The 19,242-nt window shown below is 74.1% G+C and carries 6 protein-coding genes; 4 read left to right on the forward strand and 2 right to left on the reverse strand.

Annotated elements, in window-relative coordinates; translation table 11 throughout:
- Positions 1-24: 24 nt before the first annotated feature.
- Positions 25-13,671: an SDR family NAD(P)-dependent oxidoreductase gene (locus AC3ETA_RS10085; protein ID WP_432192471.1), complete on the reverse strand. Its 13,647-nt coding sequence runs from the start codon at positions 13,669-13,671 to the stop codon at positions 25-27.
- A 249-nt stretch (positions 13,672-13,920) separates the two neighbouring features.
- The gene (locus tag AC3ETA_RS10090; RefSeq protein WP_432192472.1) at positions 13,921-15,660 is read right to left on the reverse strand and encodes a fatty acyl-AMP ligase; all 1,740 of its coding nucleotides are present in this window, start codon (positions 15,658-15,660) and stop codon (positions 13,921-13,923) included.
- A gap of 567 nt (positions 15,661-16,227) precedes the next feature.
- Here AC3ETA_RS10090 and AC3ETA_RS10095 point away from each other — a divergent pair.
- The 4 genes from AC3ETA_RS10095 to AC3ETA_RS10110 are packed head-to-tail and all read left to right on the forward strand — an operon-like array spanning position 16,228 to position 19,238.
- The gene (locus AC3ETA_RS10095; protein WP_432192473.1) at positions 16,228-17,850 is read left to right on the forward strand and encodes an ATP-binding protein; all 1,623 of its coding nucleotides are present in this window, start codon (positions 16,228-16,230) and stop codon (positions 17,848-17,850) included.
- Positions 17,847-18,269 (forward strand): roadblock/LC7 domain-containing protein, encoded by a 423-nt coding sequence (locus AC3ETA_RS10100; protein WP_432192474.1) that lies wholly within the window; start codon positions 17,847-17,849, stop codon positions 18,267-18,269. Before AC3ETA_RS10095 ends, AC3ETA_RS10100 begins: the two co-directional genes overlap by 4 nt.
- On the forward strand, positions 18,266-18,628 hold the full coding sequence (locus tag AC3ETA_RS10105) for a DUF742 domain-containing protein (protein WP_269638705.1): 363 nt from the start codon (positions 18,266-18,268) through the stop codon (positions 18,626-18,628). The genes AC3ETA_RS10100 and AC3ETA_RS10105 overlap by 4 nt, the downstream gene beginning before the upstream one ends.
- On the forward strand, positions 18,600-19,238 hold the full coding sequence (locus AC3ETA_RS10110; protein ID WP_432192475.1) for a GTP-binding protein: 639 nt from the start codon (positions 18,600-18,602) through the stop codon (positions 19,236-19,238). Before AC3ETA_RS10105 ends, AC3ETA_RS10110 begins: the two co-directional genes overlap by 29 nt.
- The last annotated feature ends 4 nt before the right edge of the window (positions 19,239-19,242 follow it).

Consider the following 19,242-nt stretch of genomic DNA (forward strand, 5'->3'; position numbering starts at 1 on the left):
CGTGGTCCGCGGGTGCCGGGACCGTCATCGCCGCCGCCAGGAGCGGAACGTCCTCAGATACTCCGGAGTGACCACCGTCTCCAGGTGGTCGTCGTCCTGATCGCCGCTGCCCAGTGCCGACAGCACGCGGCGGGCCGGCGTATTGCGCGGGGTGCGCTCCGCCGTCAGCCGGATCTTGGTGCAGTGCAGTTCGCCGGCCCGGTCGGCCAGCCACTGCAGCAGGCGTTCCTCGACGCCCCGGCCCAGTGCGCGGCAGCTCATCAGCCAGGCCAGGACGTCGAGCTGGTCGCCCTCGCGGCGCACGGCGAGCAGGCCGATCTGGCCGTAGTCGCCGAAGCGGTCGCGGGCCGACGCCGTCCAGACCTCTGCGTGTTCGCGCCAGCGTGTGACGTCACCGCCGTCGGCGGAGCGGGCGCGCAGGGTGAACTGGTTGGTGCGGCGCACGAGTTGCTCGGCCCGCTGAACGTCGGAGTCGGCCAGGGCCCGGACGTCGACCTCCAGTTCCAGCCGCTCCAGGAACTCCTCGAAGCCGGCCTGCTCGCGAACGGCGTCCCGCTCCCGTTCCTGCGCGTAGAACCGCGCCCGCAGCGCGTCCTCGGCGGTCGCCGCGGCGGGCACCAGCGGCCACACCCGGCCGAGGAACTCCGGCAGTTGGCCGGCCGTCGGGCAGGTCACCGACAGCACCTGCGGCAGCGCGGCGCGCATCTTGGCGATCTCGGCCGGGTTGTCGTCGAGGAACAGGAAGCTGTCCAGACCGAGGTCGAGCGTGTGCGCCGCCTCGGCCAGGCGGGTCGGCTTCGGGCCCCAGGCCGCCGAGAGCACGCTGAAGTGCTCCGCCTTGAGCAGGCTGTCCGGGCGGTCCAGTACGGCGCGGACGGTGTCCTCGTCGTTGTTGCTGACCAGCACCAGCAGCGCGCCCGCCGTGCGCCACTGGAGCAGCCGGCGCGCCAGCAGGGCCCGCGGACCGGTCAGGTCCACGGCGTCGGGGCCGATCTCACCGGCCACGCCGCCCCACAGGGTCTCGTCGCCGTCGACGGCGATCACCTTCGGCGCGGGGCGTCGTACGGCCCGGACGACCTCGGCGAGGCGGAGGGCGACGGCCGCCTGGAAGGGCGCGGTGAACGGGAGGTGGGCCATGGCTTCGGTGCGCTCGTCGAAGGGTTCCTCGACGGGGTGGTGGCGGGTCCAGTCGTCGGGGCCGACGACGGCGATGCCGGGCACGCCGGTCAGCTCGGCGGCGACCTCCTGTTCCCACCTGCTGAGCCTCTCCTCGGTGCGGACCGAGGGCAGGAAGCCGACGATCAGCGCCTTGCGGGTGTGTTCGGCCACCGCGCGCAGTGCGGCCGGGTAGGCGGTGCGCAGTTCGGCCAGCAGCTCGTCGTCGAGCGGGCCGAAGCGTTGCAGGTCCGTCGCCCGCAGCAGGACGACGCCCGTGGTCGTGGCCGGGTCGGCGAAGAGTCCGGACGGGTCGCGCAGGGCGGGCAGGACGTGGTGGTACGGGGCCTCGGCGACGGTCGTGACGCTGCCGTCGTTCGCCGAGGCACCGATCGCCGTCTCGCACATCAGCGGCAGGTTACCGAGGGCGAAGGTGGCGGCGAGGGCGAGCGAGTGGCCCGCAGCGGGGACCGCTGCCGTACGCACCGGGCCCGACGGGTCCTCGGCCGTCTCCGCGAGCAGACGCAGCAGTTCCTCACCCAGCTCGGTGGCCGTCGGCCCGTCCAGGATGTCGAGGTTGTGGTCGAGCCGGATCCGGCCCGCGTCCGGGGTCATGGTGATCATCAGGTCGAGGTCGGAGTAGCCCGTACCGGCCGGCAGTACCTCCAGGGCCGTGAGCCCGCGGGCCGCGCGGACGTAGTTGAAGTACACCTCCACCAGCGGCGCGTTGGGCCGGTGGAGTCCTCCTCGGGCCAGCACCGGCAGCACGTCCGAGAACATCGCGCCCTTGGTCAGCACCCTCTCCAGGCGCCCGTCGGTGCGGCGCAGCACCTCCTCGACACGCTCCTCGGCGTTCGCCTCGGCGGGGAAGGGCACGGGCACGCCGTAGAAGCCCAGCGCGTCGTAGGCGTCGGCGTGGATGCGGGTGTCCACGGGCACGGCGAGGACGAAACGTTCACGCTCGCGTTTCCTGGCCAGCAGGACGGTCAGCGTGCCCAGGCAGAACGCGGCAGGCGTCACCGCCAGGCGGCTCGCGGTGGCCGAGATGCGGTCCATGAGCCCGTCGGGGATCGGCACGGTGACGCTGCCGGCGCGATACGTGCGCGTCTGCGGGCGCGGTCGGCTCAGGGTCAGGTCGAGGCGTGCGCTGTCCTGGAAAGCAGCGCGCCAGTCGGCGGCGTCGGTGCTCGCGTCGGCCTGCTCCTCACTCCGCTGGGCCTCGATCAGCAGGCGGACGTCGCGGTTGGTGACGGTGTCGTCGAGCGTCGCGCCGGACAGCTCGGCGTCGATCTCGCCGGCCACCAGCAGCAGCGACTGGAGGTCGCTGACGGCGTGGTGGGCGCCGTAGACCAGGATCTGCCCGCGCTCGCCGCCGTCCAGCAGCTCGAATCGCCACAGCGGCGGGGCGGCGAGGTCGAACGCCGGCTCCAGGAGCTCGCGCAGCCCCTCGGCGGCGTCGAGGGGGGCGCTGTCCGGGACGACCGTCCAGCGCAGCGGCGGTTCCGGCAGGGCGCGGTCCACTCGCAGCTGCCGTCCGCCCTCGGAGGCGGGGACGACGGCGGTGCGCAGGGCCGCGTGCCGGGCGGTGAGGCGGGTGAGGACGCCGGTGAGCGTCTCGCGGGTGGTCGGCGTGACAAGGCGTACCGCCAGTCCGACGGCGTGGGCGGCGTCGGGCATGGCGGGCTGGGCGCTGCGCAGCAGCCGTACGACGTCGCGGGTGGCGGGGTGCGTCTCGGTCTCGGGGACCTCGGTGACGCGCTCGGGCTCGGCGGGCGCCGCGGTCTCCCGTTCGGGGAGTGCGGTGCCGAGGGCCTGCGCCAGGCCGCGGATGTCGGCGGCCGAGAACACGGTGGCCGCGGGGAGTTCGACGCCGAGCTCGCGGGCGAAGGCGTTGCGCAGCCGCACCAGCATCAGGGAGTCGAGGCCGAGTTCCTTCAGGGCGGTGGTCGCCGACACCTGGACGGCGCCGCCGGAGACCTCGCCGACCCTGGCGCGCACGTATGCCTCCAGGCGTGCGGTCCGCTCGGTGCCGGACGTCGCCGCGAACACCTTGCGGACCAGGTCGTCCGAGCCGGGCGTGCCGGTCGGGACGGTGACCAGGTCGGCGAGGACGGGGCGGGTGCGGGCGGCGTCGGGGTCGAGGGCCAGCATCTCCCAGTCCAGGGCGAGTGGTGCGAGCTGGCGGCGGGCCGTGGTGAGCACCCGCTCGAAGAGTTCGCCGCCGTCCTGTGCGGAGAACGCGACCAGGCCGGAGCGGGCGGTCTCGGCTTCGCGGGCGCCGGACTCGGACACCATGCCGACGCCCGACCAGGCGCCCCAGTCGAGGCTGAGGGCCCGCCGGTCCGTGCGGGACAGGTGGTGCGCCCAGGCGTCGAGGAAGGCGTTGGCCGCCGAGTACGGGCTCTGTCCGGCCGAGCCGAGCAGACCTGCCGCCGAGGCGAACAGGACGAAGTCAGCGGCGTCCGGGGTCAGTTCGGTGAGCAGGGCGGTGCCCAGGACCTTGGGGGCGAGGACGCGCAGGACGCGCTCGTCGGTCAGGTTGGCGATGGTGGCGTCGTCCAGGACACCGGCCGCGTGCACGACCCCGGCGATGGGGCCGAGTTCCTGGCGTACGGCGTCCAGGGCCGCCGTCAGCCCGGCCCGGTCGGCGACGTCGGCGCGGGCCATGTGCACGGTCACGCCCCGCTCTTCGAGCTGCCGGATCCAGTCGCGGGCGTCGGCGCCGGGCGCCCCGCGGCTCATCAGCGCCAGCCGTCGGACGCCCCGGCGGACCAGCCGCTCGGCGACGACGCGGCCGAGGCCGCCCAGACCACCGGTGATCAGGTACGCCCCGTCCGGGGAGGTCGTGCCGTGCCCGGCGTCGTCCGGGCGGGTGCGGGTCAGACGGGGCACCAGGCGCTCGGTTCCGCGCAGGGCCACGAGCCGTTCGTCGTCCGCGTGCCGGAGCTGGGTCCACAGCGCGTCCGCGCCGTCCGTCGGCGGGAGGTCCACGAGGGTGGTCCTCAGCTCCGGGTACTCCTGCGCCACCGCGAGGCCGAAGCCCCATCCCAGCGCCTGCTGGGGGTGTGTCACCTGCGTGCTGTCGCCGGCCGCCTGGCTGCCGCGTACGACGACGAAGAGCCGGGGAGCCGCGCTCGGTGTGCGGTCGGCGAGGGTGCGCACCAGGTGCAGGGTGCTCAGGCAGCAGAGCCGGGCGGCTTCCTCGGCCGTGCGGTCGTCCTCGACGGCGGGCGCGTCCAGGGCCGTCATCTGCACGATCCGCGCGGGCGGTCCGCTCGCGAAGGCCTCGTCGAGAAGGCGGGCCAGGTGCGCCGGGTCGGCGGGGTCGAGGACGTAACGCCCGGGGCCTTCGACGGCGAAGGACTCGCCCCTGCGGGCGATCACGTACGGCACGGAGGTGCCCAGCCGCTCGACCAGTTCGGCCGCGGTACCGGACTCGTCGGCCAGGATCAGCCAGCTTCCCTGCGCGGGCGGCTCGCCGGCGACGGGACGGGGCTGCCAGCGGGTCTCGAAGAGCGCTCCGTCCAGCGGGGAGAGCGCGGCCAGCCGGAACTCCTGCGCCTCCACGATCAGCTGGTCGTTGTCGTCGTACAGACGAAGGTCGAGTGTCGCGCCGTCGCCGGACGCGGACCGCAGCTCGCACGCCACCCACACGGGGGTGGTGCGCAGCCCGGTGTGGCGCAGGCGGCCGACTCCGGCCGGCACGAACGCCCTTCCCTGGGGCGCGTCGCCGGGCAGCGCGGCCGTGTGGAAGGCGGCGTCGAGGACGGCCGGGTGGAGCAGATGGCCGGCGGCCGGCTTCTCTGCGAGCCGGGCAAGACCGGCGGAGGTGGTGCGGTGGCCCGACTCCAGGCCGCGGAAGGCGGGGCCGTACTCGACACCGAGGGACGCGAGCGCGCCGTAGACGGCCGGCAGGTCGACCTGCTCGGTGCAGCGTTCCCGCAGCGCGGCCAGTTGCTCGGTCGGCTTGGCGGTGACGGCGGGCTCGGTCGTGACGCGGCCGGTGACGTGGCGTTCCCAGGTCGCGGACCGTTCGCCGCCCGCCGGGGCCGAGGCGATGGTGAAGTCCCGTGCGCCGTCGACGGCGGGGCGCAGGACCAGTTGGAGGCGCGTCGGCCGGGACTCGTCCAGGCGCAGCGGCTGGAGGAACCCGACGTCGGAGAGACGTACCTCGCCGCCGTCCTGTACCGCGGACGCGGCCTCCAGTGCCATGCCGAGGAAGGCGGCGCCGGGCAGCCAGACCTCGCCGGTGACACGGTGGTCGGTCAGATAGGCGAAGCGGCTGTCGCGCAGGTCCACCTCGCTCTGGAACAGGTGCCGGTCGGCTTCGTCGCTGGCCTCGACGTGCGTGCCCAGGAGCGGGGAGGCGCCGGCCGCGGTGGCCGGGGCGGGGGCGAGCCAGTGCCGTTCGCGGGCGAAGGCGTAGGTCGGCAGGTCGACGCGGCGGCCGGCCGGGAAGAGTATCGGCCACTCGGGCGTGTGACCTGCCGTGTACAACTCCCTGAGCCTGCCGAGCAGTACGTCCCGGCCGCCCCGGTGGCGGCGCAGCGAGCCGATGCTCACCGCGTCGATTCCGGCGTCGGCGGCCACCGCCTCGATGGACGAGCCGAGCGAGGGGTGGGGGCTGAGTTCGACGAAGTAGCGGTAGCCGTCGTCCAGCATGCGGCGGACGGTGTCCGCGAAGCGCACGGGTTCGCTGAGGTTGGCGTACCAGTAAGCGGGGTCCAGGCGATCGCCCGGCACCGGTTCGGCCAGCACCGTCGAGTACAGCGCGGTCGGGGCCGGGGTCCCGTGCACGCCGGAGAGGCGGTCGAGGAACTCGTCGCGCAGCGGGGCCATCAGCGGGGTGTGCGAGGCGAACGGCGTCGACAGCGAGCGGGCCTCGATGCCCTGCTCGTCGAGACCGCGGCGCAACTCGGCCAGAGCGTCGGCGTCACCCGAAACCGCCGTGGAGTGCGGGCTGTTGACGGCGGCGACGAACAGCCGGCCGGCGTACGGTGCGAGGAGTTCCGCCACCCGGGGACGCGGGAGGCCGAGGGACAGCATGCCGCCCTTGCCCGCGACGGGCACGACCGCCTGGGCACGGCCGGTCACCACGGCGACGGCGTCGTCCAGGGTGAGCGCGCCGGCGCCGTACGCGGCGGCGATCTCGCCCAGGCTGTGCCCGACCACGGCGTCCGGGGCCACGCCGAGCGAGCGCCACGCGGCCGTCAGCGCCGCGTTCACGGCGAACAGGGCGGGCTGCAGGTACTCGGTTCGCTCCAGCGGGGAGAACTCCTCGGGCGCCCGCAGCGCGTTGAGCACGGACCAGCCGACGTGCCGCTGTACGGCTGCGTCGATCCGGGTCAGCTCCTCGCCGAAGGCCTCCGACTCCCCCATCAGGTCCAGTCCCATGCCGGGCCACTGGCCACCGTGGCCGGAGCAGACGAAGGCGACCTTGCCCGACTGCTCCTCACGGTGCTGGGGAAGCGGGATCCGCCCGGCCGCCAACTCGCCCAGCACGGACAGCAGTTCGTCGCGGTCCTCGGCCACGACGGCCGCGCGGTGCTCGAAGTGGCTGCGGTGGCGGGCCAGCGTGTACGCGACGTCCGACAGCTCGGCGGTGGGGTCGCCGGCGAGGGCGTGCGCCAGTGCGGCGGCCTGCCCGCGCAGTCCGCTCTCGGTGCGGCCGGACAGGACGAACAGGTGCTTCCCGGAGGGCACTTCGGTACCCGGCGATCCGGCCGCCGGTTCGGCCTCCTCCACGATCACATGGGCGTTGGTGCCGCTGATCCCGAACGCGCTCACGCCCGCACGCCGGATCCGCTCGGCCGACGCGGGCCAGGCGACCTGTTCCCGCAGCAGATGCAGTCCGCTGTCCGCCCAGTCGACGTGCCGGCTGGGCGTGTCGGCGTGCAGGGTGCGCGGCAGGATCCGGTGGTGCAGGGACTGCACCACCTTGATGAGACCGAGCACGCCCGAAGCGGCCTGGGTGTGCCCGACGTTGGACTTGAGCGAACCGAGGTACAGCGGACGCCCCTCGGCGCGCGAGGCGCCGAAGACCTCGCTGAGGGCGTTCGCCTCGATCGGGTCGCCCAGGGTCGTGCCCGTGCCGTGCGCCTCGACGAAGTCGATGTCGTCGGGCCGCAGCCCGCACTGGTCCAGGGCACGCCGGATCACCTGTTCCTGCGCGGGCCCGTTGGGCGCGGACAGCCCCTGGCTGCGGCCGTCCTGGTTGACGGCGGTGCCCCGCAGCACGGCGAGGATCCGGTCGCCGTCCCGCCGGGCGTCGCTCAGTCGCTTCAGTACGACCATCCCGGCGCCCTCGGCCCAGACGGCCCCGTCGGCGGCGTCGGAGAAGGAACGGCAGCGCCCGGTCGGGGACAGGCCCCGCAGCCGGCTGAACTCGACGAAGGTCTGCGGTGTCACCATCAGCGTGACACCGCCGGCGAGCGCCAGATCGCACTCGCCCGCGCGCAGCGCCTGCGCCGCCAGATGGACGGCGACCAGCGACGACGAACAGGCGGTGTCCACCGTGAGGGCGGGCCCGTTCAGTCCGAGCGTGTAGGCGAGCCGCCCCGAGGCCACGCTGAGAGCGGAGCCGGTGCCGACATATCCGTCGAGCTGGTCGAGCCGGGTGCCGGACAGGTAGCCGCTGCCGAACATGCCGACGTACACACCGGTCGTGCTGCCCGCCAGGTCGGCCGGCACGATCCCGGCGCGTTCCAGGGACTCCCAGGCCGTCTCCAGCAGCAGGCGCTGCTGGGGGTCCATGGCCGCCGCTTCCCTCGGGGTGATGCCGAAGAAGGCGGCGTCGAAGGACTCGATGTCGTCCAGGAATCCGCCCTCACGGGCGTAGGACTTGCCGAGCGCGTCCGGGTCCGGGTCGTACAGGGCCTCTACGTCCCACCGCGCCGCGGGGAAGGGGCCGACCGCGTCCCGGCCCTCCGCGACCAGGCGCCACAGGCCCTCCGGGTCGTGGACGCCGCCGGGCAGCCGGCAGGCCATGGCGACGAGGGCCACCGGCTCGTCGGAGGAGGCCGCGGTCGCCGGGGCAGCCTTGCGGCCCGGGCTCGCTGCCGTCGTCAGCACGCTGCCCAGCAGGTGTTCGGCCAGGCGGGTGGGCGTGGGGTGGTCGAAGAGCAGCGTGGCGGGGAGCTTGGTGCCGATGCGGGTGCTGATGCGGTTGCGCAGGTCGACGGCCGTGACCGAGTCCATGCCGAGGTCGCGCAGCGGCCGGTCGGGGCGGACGGACTGCGCCGAGCGCAGACCGAGCGCGTGGGCGGCCTCTTCGCGGACGAGGGCGAGGACGCGCGCGGCACGTTCGGTATCCGGCAGTCGGGCCAGCCGGTCGGCCAGGGTGTGCCTGCCGGGCCGGGTGGGCTGGGCCGCGGGGAGCAGTGAGCGCCACAGCGCACCGGGAGGTGCGGCGGCCCGGAGCCGGGGCAGGTCCAGCGCCCAGGCGACCAGATGGGCGGCGTCGCGGCGCAGGGACAGTGCGGTCAGGTCCCGGCCCTGGTCGGGGGTGAGGGCCCGGTGTCCGAGACGGGCCATGCGCTCCAGGTCGGCGTGTTGGGCGGCGAGCCCCTCCCCCGCCCAGGCACCGAAGGACACCGAGACCGCGGGCAGGCCGCGGGCGCGGCGGTGGTGCGCCAGCTGGTCGAGGAAGACGTTGGCGGCCGCGTAGTTGGCCTGTCCCGCGTTGCCGACGACGCCCGCCGCGGAGGAGACCAGCAGGAACAGGTCGAGCGGGCGGTCGGCGGTGAGCCGGTGCAGGTGGGCGGCGCCGTCGGCCTTGGGGCGCAGCACCCGTGCGAGTCGGTCGGGGTGCAGCTCGGCGACCACGCCGTCGTCGAGGATCCCGGCGCAGTGCACGACTCCGCGCAGCGGTGTCTCGTCGCCGATGCGGTCCAGTACGTCCGCCAGGGCCGCCGCGTCGGCCACGTCGCACGCGGCGACCTCGGCCTCGGCGCCGAGTGCCACGAGTTCGGCGACGGCTTCGCCCGCTCGGGGGTCGGAGGCGCCCTGACGGGTTGTCAGCAGCAAGCGGGGGACGCCGCTCTCGGCGAGCATGCGGGCGATGTGGCGGCCGACCGCTCCGAGGCCGCCGGTGACGAGCACGGTTCCGTCGGTGGGAATGCGGCCGGGGCTCTCGGAAGGCGCCGGACGGGCACGCACCAGGCGAGGAGCGAGCAACTGTCCTCCACGCGCGGCGAGTTCCGGCTCGTCCAGTGCCACGGCGGAGAGCAGTGGCGGTTCGTCGCTGTCGAGGTCGAGCAGGGTCAGCCCGAGGTCCGGGTGCTCGGCACGCGCGCTGCGGGCCAGGCCCCACAGCACCGACTGAGCGAGCTCTGGAACCGTGTCCCCGTCGGCGGCGGCGACCGCCCCGCGGGTGACCCAGAGGGTGCGCGAGGGCGCCTCGTCCGGCGGGAGGGCGATCAGCGCCTGCAGTTCGGCGAGACCCTGTGCCGCCGACTCATGGGCAGCGGCGGCCGGTTCCGGACCCGTGGAAGGCCAGAACCGCACGACTGTGTCGGCGCCCGCGTCGCCGACCCGGACGCCTGCCGCACGCAGGCCGGCCACGGCCGCAGCCGTGTCCTCCGCCTCGCCGGTGACGGCCCACACCTCTCCGGGCGGTGGGCCGGCGGGCTCATCCGCGACGGCCGTCCAAGCCACCTCGTACAGATGACGGCCGTTCTCCGAGGCGCTGGTCAGGTCGGCCGGGTCGACGGCCCGCAGGCGTACGCCCTCCAGACGGCCGGCCGGGAAGCCGTCGGCGTCCCACAGGGTGACGTCCAGCGTGAGGTCCGGGGCGTCCGTGCCGGAGCTGTCCGTCCGGCGTACGAAGGCCGTGAGGTCCGTCACGCCGCCGGGCGACAGGACACAGCGGGCCACGGCGACCGGCAGCAGCACGCGCCGGTCGCCGGTCTCGAAGGCGGCGGCCACCTGGAGGGCGGCGTCGAGGAGCGCAGGGTGCACCGGGTAGGGGTCGGCGGCGTCACGGGCGACGGACGGCAGCGAGAGGCGGGCCAGCAGGGTTCCGTCGCCGGTCGCGGTGGCCTTTCGTACGCCCTGGAAGGCCGGGCCGTAGCCGAGACCGAGCGCGTTCAGGCGCTCGTAGGTGTCCTCGTGCCAGGCCGGTTCGGCCGTTTCGGGCCAGGTCGGCGGCTGGTCGTCCGGCGTGGCGGCCGGCTCTGCGGCGGAGGCCGTGGCGTGCAGGGTCCAGTCCGTGGCCTCCTGGCCGCGGGGGCGGCTGTGGACGGTGATCTCCGGTGCGGTCCCGGCGGTGACCACCTCGACGGACACCTCGACCGTGCCGGTGGCGGGCAGCGTGAGGGGGGCCAGGAGGAGCAGGCCGGTGACGTCGGCGGCGGTGTCGGGGCGAGTCACGGCGAGCGCGGCGCGGCACAGCTCCATCAGGGTGGTGCCGGAGACGACGGCCCGGCCGAAGACGGTGTGGTCGGGCAGCCAGTCGGCGGTGGCCGGGGACCACTCGTTGCGGAAGGTCCAGCGGGTCTCGTCCGCCGACTGGAGCTGAATGCCCAGCAAGGGATGCGCCGCGCGGTCGAAGAGGCCCGGGACGGCGGCGGCGTTCGCCGGCTCGATCCAGTGGCGCTGCTCGTCCCAGGCGTACGTCGGCAGGTCGGCCGGGCCGGCGGGGGGAACCGTGCGGCGCCAGTCGATCGGCCGTCCGTGGACGTGGAGTTCGGCGGCGGCGCGGTCCAGACAGGCGGGGCCGTCCTCGTCCCGGCGCAGCGATCCGACGGCGATCAGGTCGTCGTCGACGGTGCGCAGGGCGGTGAGCAGCGACGGGTGCGGGGCGAGTTCGACGAAGCAGCGGTAGCCGTCGGCGACCATGCGCTCGACGGTCGGCGCGAAGCGTACGGGCTCGCGCAGGTTGGCGTACCAGTAGTCGGCTTCGAGTTCCTCGGTGACCGGTTCGCCCGTGACCGTGGAGTACCAGGCGACGGACGTGGAGTAGGTGGTGACGCCGTCTAGTTCGTCGAGGATCTTGGTGCGAACGGTCTCGACCTGCGTGCTGTGGGAGGCGTAGTCGACGTCGAGGCGGCGGACGAACACCTGCTGCCGGTCGAGGTCGGCGAGCAGGGCTTCCACCGCGTCCACGGCACCGGCGATCACGGTCGAACGGCCGCTGTTGACGGCTGCCACGCTGATCCTGCCGTCGTGGGCGGCGAGTTGTGCCTCGACGTCGGTGTGCGGCAGGGCGACGACGGCCATGGTGCCGGTGCCGGACAGTTCCGTCAGTGCCCGGCTGCGCAGGGCGACGACCGCGGCGGCGTCGTTGAGGCTGAGGGCCCCGGCGACGCACGCCGCGGCGACCTCGCCCTGACTGTGCCCGACGACGGCGTCCGGGCGGATGCCGCGGGCCCGCCACACGGCGGCCAGCGACACCATCACGGCGAACAGCACCGGCTGGACGACGTCGACCCGGTCCAGGCCGGGTGCGCCGGCGTCGCCGCGCAGCACGGACGTCACCGACCATCCGGTGAACGGGCGCAGCGCGGCGTCGCAGCGGTCGAACTCGTCGGCGAACACCGGGTCGCGGTCGAGCAGATCGCGTGCCATGCCGGGCCACTGGGATCCCTGGCCCGGGAAGACGAACGCCAACTTGCCGTTGGCGGAGGCCTGTTCGGGTCCGGCGGTCCGGTCGGGACCGGGCCGGTCCTCGGCGAGTGCGTGCAGCGCCGTGAGCAGTTCGTCGCGGTCGCCCGCCTGGAGGACGGCCCGGTGCTCGAAGTGGGTGCGGTGGTGGGCGAGGGTCGCGGCGACGGCCGGGAGCGGCAGCTCCGGCTGCTGTTCGAGGGTCCGGAGCAGACGGCCGGCCTGGGACCGCAGTGCGGGCAGGGTGCGGGCCGACAGCGGGAAGAGTGTGGTGCCGGGGAGGTCCGCGGGCGTCCCGGGCTGATCCTCGGGCGCCTCCTCCAGCACCACATGGGCGTTGGTGCCGCTGATCCCGAACGCGCTGACGCCTGCGCGGCGTACCCGCTCGGGGTCCCGTGTCCAGGCGCGGGCCTCGTCCAGGACGCGCAGGCCGCTGTGCGCCCAGTCGATGTGCTCGGTCGGGGTGCCGGCGTGCACAGACGCCGGCACCCGCTCGTGCTGGAGGGCCAGTACGGTCTTGATGACGCCGGCGATGCCCGCGGCGGCCTGGGTGTGGCCGATGTTGGACTTGAGGGAGCCGACGCCGAGCGGACGGCCGGCGGGGCGGCCGGGGCCGAAGACAGCGGACAGGGCGCGGCCCTCGATGGGGTCGCCCAGGGGGGTCCCCGTGCCGTGTGCCTCGATGTGGTCGAGGTCGTCCGGCCGGAGCCCGGCAGCGTCGAGGGCGGCACGCAGCACGCGTTCCTGGGCCGGGCCGTTGGGGGCGCTCAGGCCCTGGCTGCGGCCGTCCTGGTTGATCGCCGAGCCCTTCACGACCGCGAGCACCCGGTCACCGTCGCGGCGCGCGTCCGCCAGCCGCTTCAGCAGCACCACACCGCAGCCCTCCGCCCACACCACGCCGTCGGCGTCCGCGGAGAAGGGACTGCACCGCCCCGACGGCGACAGCCCGCGCAGCCTGCTGAACTCGACATGCCCGCGCGGCGTCACCAGCAGCGTCGCACCGCCGGCCAGCGCGAGGTCGCACTCACCGCCCGCGAGGGCCCGCGCCGCCAGATGCAGCGCGACGAGGGAGGACGAGCAGGCGGTGTCGACGGTGACCGCGGGCCCCTGGAGGCCGAGGGTGTAGGCGATACGGCCGGACGCCACGCTGGACGCGGAACCGGTGCCGACGTGCCCGTCGAGCTGGTCCAGGGCGGCCGAGGCGAGGTAGCCGCTGTCGTACAGGCCGATGTAGACGCCGGTGGAACTGCCGTTGAGCGTCTCCGGGACGATGCCGGCACGCTCGATCGCCTCCCAGCCGGTCGTCAGGAGCAGCCGCTGCTGGGGGTCCATGGCGGCGGCCTCGCGCGGCGAGATCCCGAAGAAGGCCGCGTCGAAACGGTCGATGACGGAGAGGTAGCCGCCGCGCAGCGAGTACGCCTTGCCGGTCGCCTCGGGGTCGGGGTCGTGCAGCCCATGCGTGTCCCAACGGCCCGCCGGGACCTCGGTGACGGCGTCCTCGCCCGCGGCCAGCAGCCGCCACAGTCCCTCGGGGTCGTCGGCGCCGCCGGGGAGGCGGCAGGCCATGGAGATGATGGCGATGTCGTCGTCGGGCTGCCTGGACGCCGCACCGGGCGGAGTGGGCGTGGGGGCGAAGGGAGCGGCGAACACCGCCTCCGCGAGTGCCGCGACGGTGGGGTGGTTGAACACCAGGGACGGGTCCAGGGCCCGGCCGGTCGACGCGGACAGCTCGGCCGCCAGGGTCACCAACTGCCGTGAACCCAAGCCGAACTCGGCGATCGGCCGGTCCGGGTCGACGGCGGGCAGGTCCAGCCCGGCCGCCTCGGCGACGGCCGACTCCAGCCAGACCCGCACGGCCTGCGGGGTGGTCAGGGAGGGCTCGGTGGACTGCTTCGGGGACTCGTGCGCAGGCATCTAGACAGGTGTCCTCGTGGATTCGGGCAAAGGGCGGGGCGGCCGTGCGGCCCGGGGGCTGGTGCGCCCGTCCCGGGACTCGGCTCGTGCGTCGCCACGACCGTCGGGGTCGCCGTACGCCGGATGCGCCGGCGTGCGGCCGGCGGGCCGGCGGTGTCGGCCCGCGGTGAGCAGGCCGATGCCGACGGCGGACGGTCGGTGCCGGGTCAGGGTGGGTGGCCGGTGCCGGGTCACGGCGATCGGCGGGTCTCAGGTCACCGCGGGCTCGGGGATCACGGCGAGCGTGCCACCCAGGTAGGCCGCCCGGGAGGCGCGGCGCTGGATCTTGCCGCTGGAGGTCTTGGGGATGGTGCCCGGCTGGACCAGGACGACATCGCGGACGGACAGGCCGTGGGCCTCGCCGATGCCGCTGCGGACGACGTCGGTGATCTTCTCCGCCTCCGCGGCCGAGTCCGGGGCGATCTCGGCGATGACGACGGCCTGTTCGCCGCCGCCCGATTCACCGCCGTCGGTCCCGTCGACGGAGAACGCCGCGGTGCAGCCGGGGCGCAGGGCCGGGTGGGCCATCTCGGCGGTCAGTTCCAGGTCCTGCGGGTAGTGGTTGCGACCGTCGATGACGATGAGGTCCTTGAGGCGGCCGGTGACGAACAGCTCGCCGTCGCGCAGGAATCCGAGATCGCCGGTGCGCAGGAAGCGGCCCTCGTGGCCGGCCAGGGTGGCGCGGAAGGTCTCGCGGGTGGCGAGCGCGTTGCGCCAGTAGCCCTTGGCGACGCTCGCGCTGCGCACCCAGATCTCGCCGGTGCGGCCCTCGGGCAGTTCCTCGTGCCGTTCGGGGTCGGCGATGACGACGGTGACCTCGGGCCCCGGTCGGCCGCAGCTGACGGCCGCGGCGTCGGACCGGCCGGCGTGCGGGCCGGTTTCGGGGGCCTGGAGCAGGGTGGGCGGGGTGTGGACCGTGCTGCCGGTGACCATCAGGGTGGCTTCGGCGAGGCCGTAGCAGGGGTAGAGGGACTCTTGGCGGAAACCGGCCGGCGCGAAGGTGTCGGTGAAGCGCCGCAGGGTGGCGGCCCGCACCGGTTCGGCGCCGTTGAAGGCCACCTTCCAGCTGCCGAGGTCGAGTCCGTCGAGGAGCGCGGGCGTGGCGTGCTTGAGGCAGAGTTCGTACGCGAAGTTGGGGCCGCCGCTGGTGTGCGGGCGGTAGTGGCTGATCGCGGTGAGCCATCGCTCGGGCCGCTGGAGGAAGTGCAGCGGCGAGAAGAGGGTGGCGGTCACTCCGAGGTACACGGTGTTGAGGACCGGGCCTATGAGGCCCATGTCGTGGTACACCGGCAGCCAGCTGACGAACATCTCGTGGCCGTGCTCCGCGATGACGTCCGGCGTGTGGCCCATGCGCTCGGTGATGACCCGCTCGTTGTCCAGCAGGTTCCCGTGGGTGACCATCACGCCGCGCGGGGCCGAGGTGGAGCCCGAGGTGTACTGGAGGAACGCGAGGGAATCGGCGGTGAGTTCGGGCTCGCGCCACGAGCCGGCGGCCTCGTCGAGGATGTCCTCGGTGGCCACGCAGGTGATGTCGGCCAGCTCGGGCAGGTGCTCCGCAAGACCGGACAGCGCGGTGATCACTTCCCGCCCGCCGAGGATCACCTTGGCGTCGGCGTCGGCGATGAGCCGCTTCATCCGGGTCAGGGCACGGTGGTTCTGCGTACGACCCTGCGGCGGGACGCCCGGCACGGCGACGACTCCGGCGGAGAGGCAGCCGAGGTAGCCGCAGATGAATTCGAGGCCGGGCGGGTACAGCAGCATCGCGCGGGTGCCGGACAGGCCGCGCTCCTGGAGCCAGGCGGCCACGGCCCGGGACCGCTCGGCGAGACGGCCGTAGGAGATCTCCTGGATCTCGCCGTCGTGATCGCCGGTCGCGAGGTAGCGGTAGGCGGTTCGGTCGGGGTGGTGGGCGGCGTGCTGGGACAGCAGATCGACCAGGGATCGAACCATGTTGCGAGTCTCACCTGTCTGCATCGATGGGCGACGAACTGGAGTTCGAGGGCCAGGTGCGGGAAGGGTGCGGACGTCGCGGTCGGTCCGGCCCCCTTGCCGACCCTCCGTCTTGACGACCCGCCGAGGGGTCACGACACCGACGTGCCGACCCCTGACATCCCCCCGCCCGGCTTGCTACCGGTGAGTAGCACCATAGCAACTCGCCGTGTTCGGCAAGTCGAACACATGTAAACCCTACGTGTCCAAAGCGGGTCGGCGCAGCGGGGGTCCACTTTCCGGGCGTTTCACGACTTCATGCCACGAGAGCCCCGGCACCCTCAGCGTCCCGGCCGTCGTGACCTGCGCCCGCGAACACGTTGATCGACGTCAACTCGGTCCTGCCGTACGGCAATTCAGACAGTCCGCGCAGAAGTGAGCAGAGCCCCTTCACTTTCGAAGCGAAGTACCCATCGACCGTGCGAGATCAGTCGATGACGGTGTGTACTGTGCTGCGAGCGGCCCGCCCGACGGCCCTCGGACCCAGCCCTGCCCGACTGCCCCGAACCGACCTCTGGAACGCATTCGATGATCGAACTACCGGACCTGGCAACCGGCGGTCTCGCCGTCGGCATGCTGTCCGCTCTCGCCCTGGGCGGCGGGCTGCTGCGCGCACAGCGGCAACAGGCGCGCCAGCGTGCCGAGATCGAGGCACTGCGGCGCCGACTCGACGGTGCGGTCGAGGCGTTCACCGCCGAGATCGAGCATCTGGCGACCAGACGCGTCCCGGCCGCCGCCCAGCAGCTCACGCACCTCCACGTCCCCGTTCCGGGCCCGCTGCACCCGCAGACCGCGCAATCGCCACTGGGACCAGCGCTGGAGCACGTGCTGAACGGGCTACGCGTGGAACTGGTCGCCCAGCGCACCCGGATCGACGCCGCGGCCCAGGCCGGAATGCGCGGGGCGACCCGCGAGATCCAGGCGGCCCTGTACCGGCTCCAGGACGCGCTCCGCGGGCTTCAGCAGCACTACGACGACCCCGAGTTGACGCAGACTCTGTTCCAACTCGACCACGAGAACGAGCAGTCGCTGCGGCGGGCGCAGGTCGCCGCCGTGGTGTGCGGGGCCTGGGTCGGGCTCGCCCGCGAGGAGTCGCATCTGGTGGAGGCGGTGACCGGCGGCCAGGCCCGGCTCGCGGGCTACCACCGGATCCGCATCCACAACCACCTCGCCGCGGGCACCGGGCTCGTGTCCCACGCGGTGGAGCCGGTCGCGATCATCGTCGCCGAGCTCCTCGACAACGCTCTGCGGCACTCCGCGCCGGACACCGACGTCGTGGTCAACCTGGAGCATGTCCATCACGGCGTCTGCGTCACCGTGGACGACGCGGGCCTGGGCATGACACAGGACGAACGCGCCCGCGCACAGCGGCTGGTGGCCGGCTCCGAGCCGATCCTCCTCACCGAGCTGGGCGATCCGCCGCGCATGGGGCTCGCCGCGATCGGGCAGCTGACCCGGCAGTTCGACCTGAGCGTCGACCTGTCCTCGCCGTCGCCGTACGGCGGGGTGCGGGCCGTGCTGCGGGTCGACAGCCACCTGCTCAGCGACATCGACTCCGACGAGCGCCCACCCGCGGCCAGCGCACCGCGCTCCACGCGGCCGACCGCCCGGGAGGAGGTGTCCGGTGCGCCCTGCGCCGATGCCGCCCGGGAGGAAGTGTCCGGTGCGCCCTCCGCCGATGCCGCCCGGGAGGAGGTGTCCGGTGCGCCCTCCGCCGATGCCGCCCGTGACTCCCGCCCCGAGCCCGCCACCCCCTACCCGGCCACGGCCGGCCAACCCTCCGCCGACACCTCCGGCACCACGCACGGATACGGCGCCGAGCCGGACGACGCCACCGACGCCGTCTCCGGGCATCACGGCCCCAGGGAGACCGGCGGTCTCCCGCAGCGCCGGCGCCGCAGTACCCGTATGACCCCTGCGTCCGACGACGCGCCGGCGCCGGCACCCGCCGAGCGCCGTCCCGAGCAGGCCGCCGCCGCGCTGGGCGCGCTCCAGGCCGGCACCGCGGCGGCGCGGAAGGCGTCCGCTGAACCCACCGGCGACGACGCCGCGACGGCCGTACCGAAAGCCGTCGCGCGCGACACCGACCGGACCGACCGGACCGACCGGACCGACCATGATCACGAACACGAAGGGGGAACGGCTCGATGACCAGCCGCGAAGCGGGGGACACGGCCTGGGTGCTCGAACCGATCCTGGAGGTGCCGCACGTGGTGGCGGCCGTGCTGCTCACCCGGGACGGCCTGGTGACCGGCTACACCGACGCGCTCAGCCAGCCGTCGGCCGAGCGGGTGGCCGCGATCACCAGCACCGTGCAGGGCGCGTGCCGTACGGCGGCCGCCGCGTTCGCCGACCGGGAGCGGGCCGAGGTGCGGCAGGTCGTGATCGAGTCCGACCACGGCTACGTACTGATCGTGCCGACGGACCACGGCTCCTGTGTCGCCGCGTACGGGGACGGGGAGGTGCGCCTGGACATGCTCGCGCACCGGGTCCACTCGCAGGTGGCGCGACTGGGCGAGAAGGCGATGGCCGCCGCGACCCGAAGTGCCGACGGCGGCGCGTCGGCATGACCGGCCGCCGTGGCGGCCGCCCCCTGGTTCCCGCGTATCTGTCGACCGGCGGCGTGGCCCGGCCGAGCCGCCCCCATCTGGAGCGGCTGTCGGTGCTCAGCAGCACCCGCACGGCCGCGCCCGCCGGTCTGCCCGCGGCGCAACTCGCCCTGCTGGACGCCCTGGACGACGGTTCGCTCACGGTGGTGGAGGCGGCTGCGCTGCTGCGGCTGCCCGTGTCCGCCGTACGCGTTCTCGCGGGCGAGCTCATCGACCGGGAACTGGCGTCGTCCCGCGCGCCGATCCCGCCCGCCGAGCGCTTCGACCCCGACCTGCTGAAAAGAGTGGCCGATGGCCTTCGCGCCCTCAAGCACACCTAGCCGCACCGGTGACGCCCCCCGCGACTCCGGGGACGTCCACCTGCCCGACACCGCCCGTGACCTGGTCAAGATCCTGGTCGCCGGCCCGTTCGGCGTGGGCAAGACGACCCTGATCGGTTCCGTCTCCGAGATCCGGCCGCTGCACACCGAGGAACCGATCAGCGAGGCGTCCGCGCCGCTGGACGATCTGGCCGGCGTGCGGGACAAGGCGACGACCACGGTCGCCGTCGACTTCGGCCGGATCAGCCTGCCGGGCGGGGTCGTGCTGTATCTGTTCGGCACGCCCGGGCAGGAGCGGTTCCGGGCACTGTGGGACGACATCGCCTACGGCGCGCTGGGGGCGCTCGTCCTGGTCGACAGCCGCCGTATCGACGCGTCGTTCGACGTGCTGGGGCTGGTGGAGGAGTCGGGGCTGCCGTACGCGGTCGCCTTCAACGTCTTCCCGGACGCGCCCCGCCACCACACCGAGGAACAGCTGCGCGCCGCCCTGGACCTGGCGGCGGGCACGCCGATGGTGACGTGCGACGCGCGTGACGCCGGCTCGTCCGTCGACGCGCTGCTCGCACTGGTCCAGCACCTGATCGAACGCAACGCCCCTGAGGACCGGTGACCGG

This window comes from Streptomyces sp. bgisy027 (genome assembly GCF_057710365.1).

Coding starts and splice junctions, on each gene's coding strand:
- AC3ETA_RS10110 (WP_432192475.1), top strand. CDS start 18,600: ATGGCCTTCGCGCCCTCAAGCACACCTAGCCGCACCGGTGACGCCCCC.
- AC3ETA_RS10090 (WP_432192472.1), bottom strand. CDS start 15,660: ATGGTTCGATCCCTGGTCGATCTGCTGTCCCAGCACGCCGCCCACCAC.
- AC3ETA_RS10085 (WP_432192471.1), bottom strand. CDS start 13,671: ATGCCTGCGCACGAGTCCCCGAAGCAGTCCACCGAGCCCTCCCTGACC.
- AC3ETA_RS10105 (WP_269638705.1), top strand. CDS start 18,266: ATGACCGGCCGCCGTGGCGGCCGCCCCCTGGTTCCCGCGTATCTGTCG.
- AC3ETA_RS10100 (WP_432192474.1), top strand. CDS start 17,847: ATGACCAGCCGCGAAGCGGGGGACACGGCCTGGGTGCTCGAACCGATC.
- AC3ETA_RS10095 (WP_432192473.1), top strand. CDS start 16,228: ATGATCGAACTACCGGACCTGGCAACCGGCGGTCTCGCCGTCGGCATG.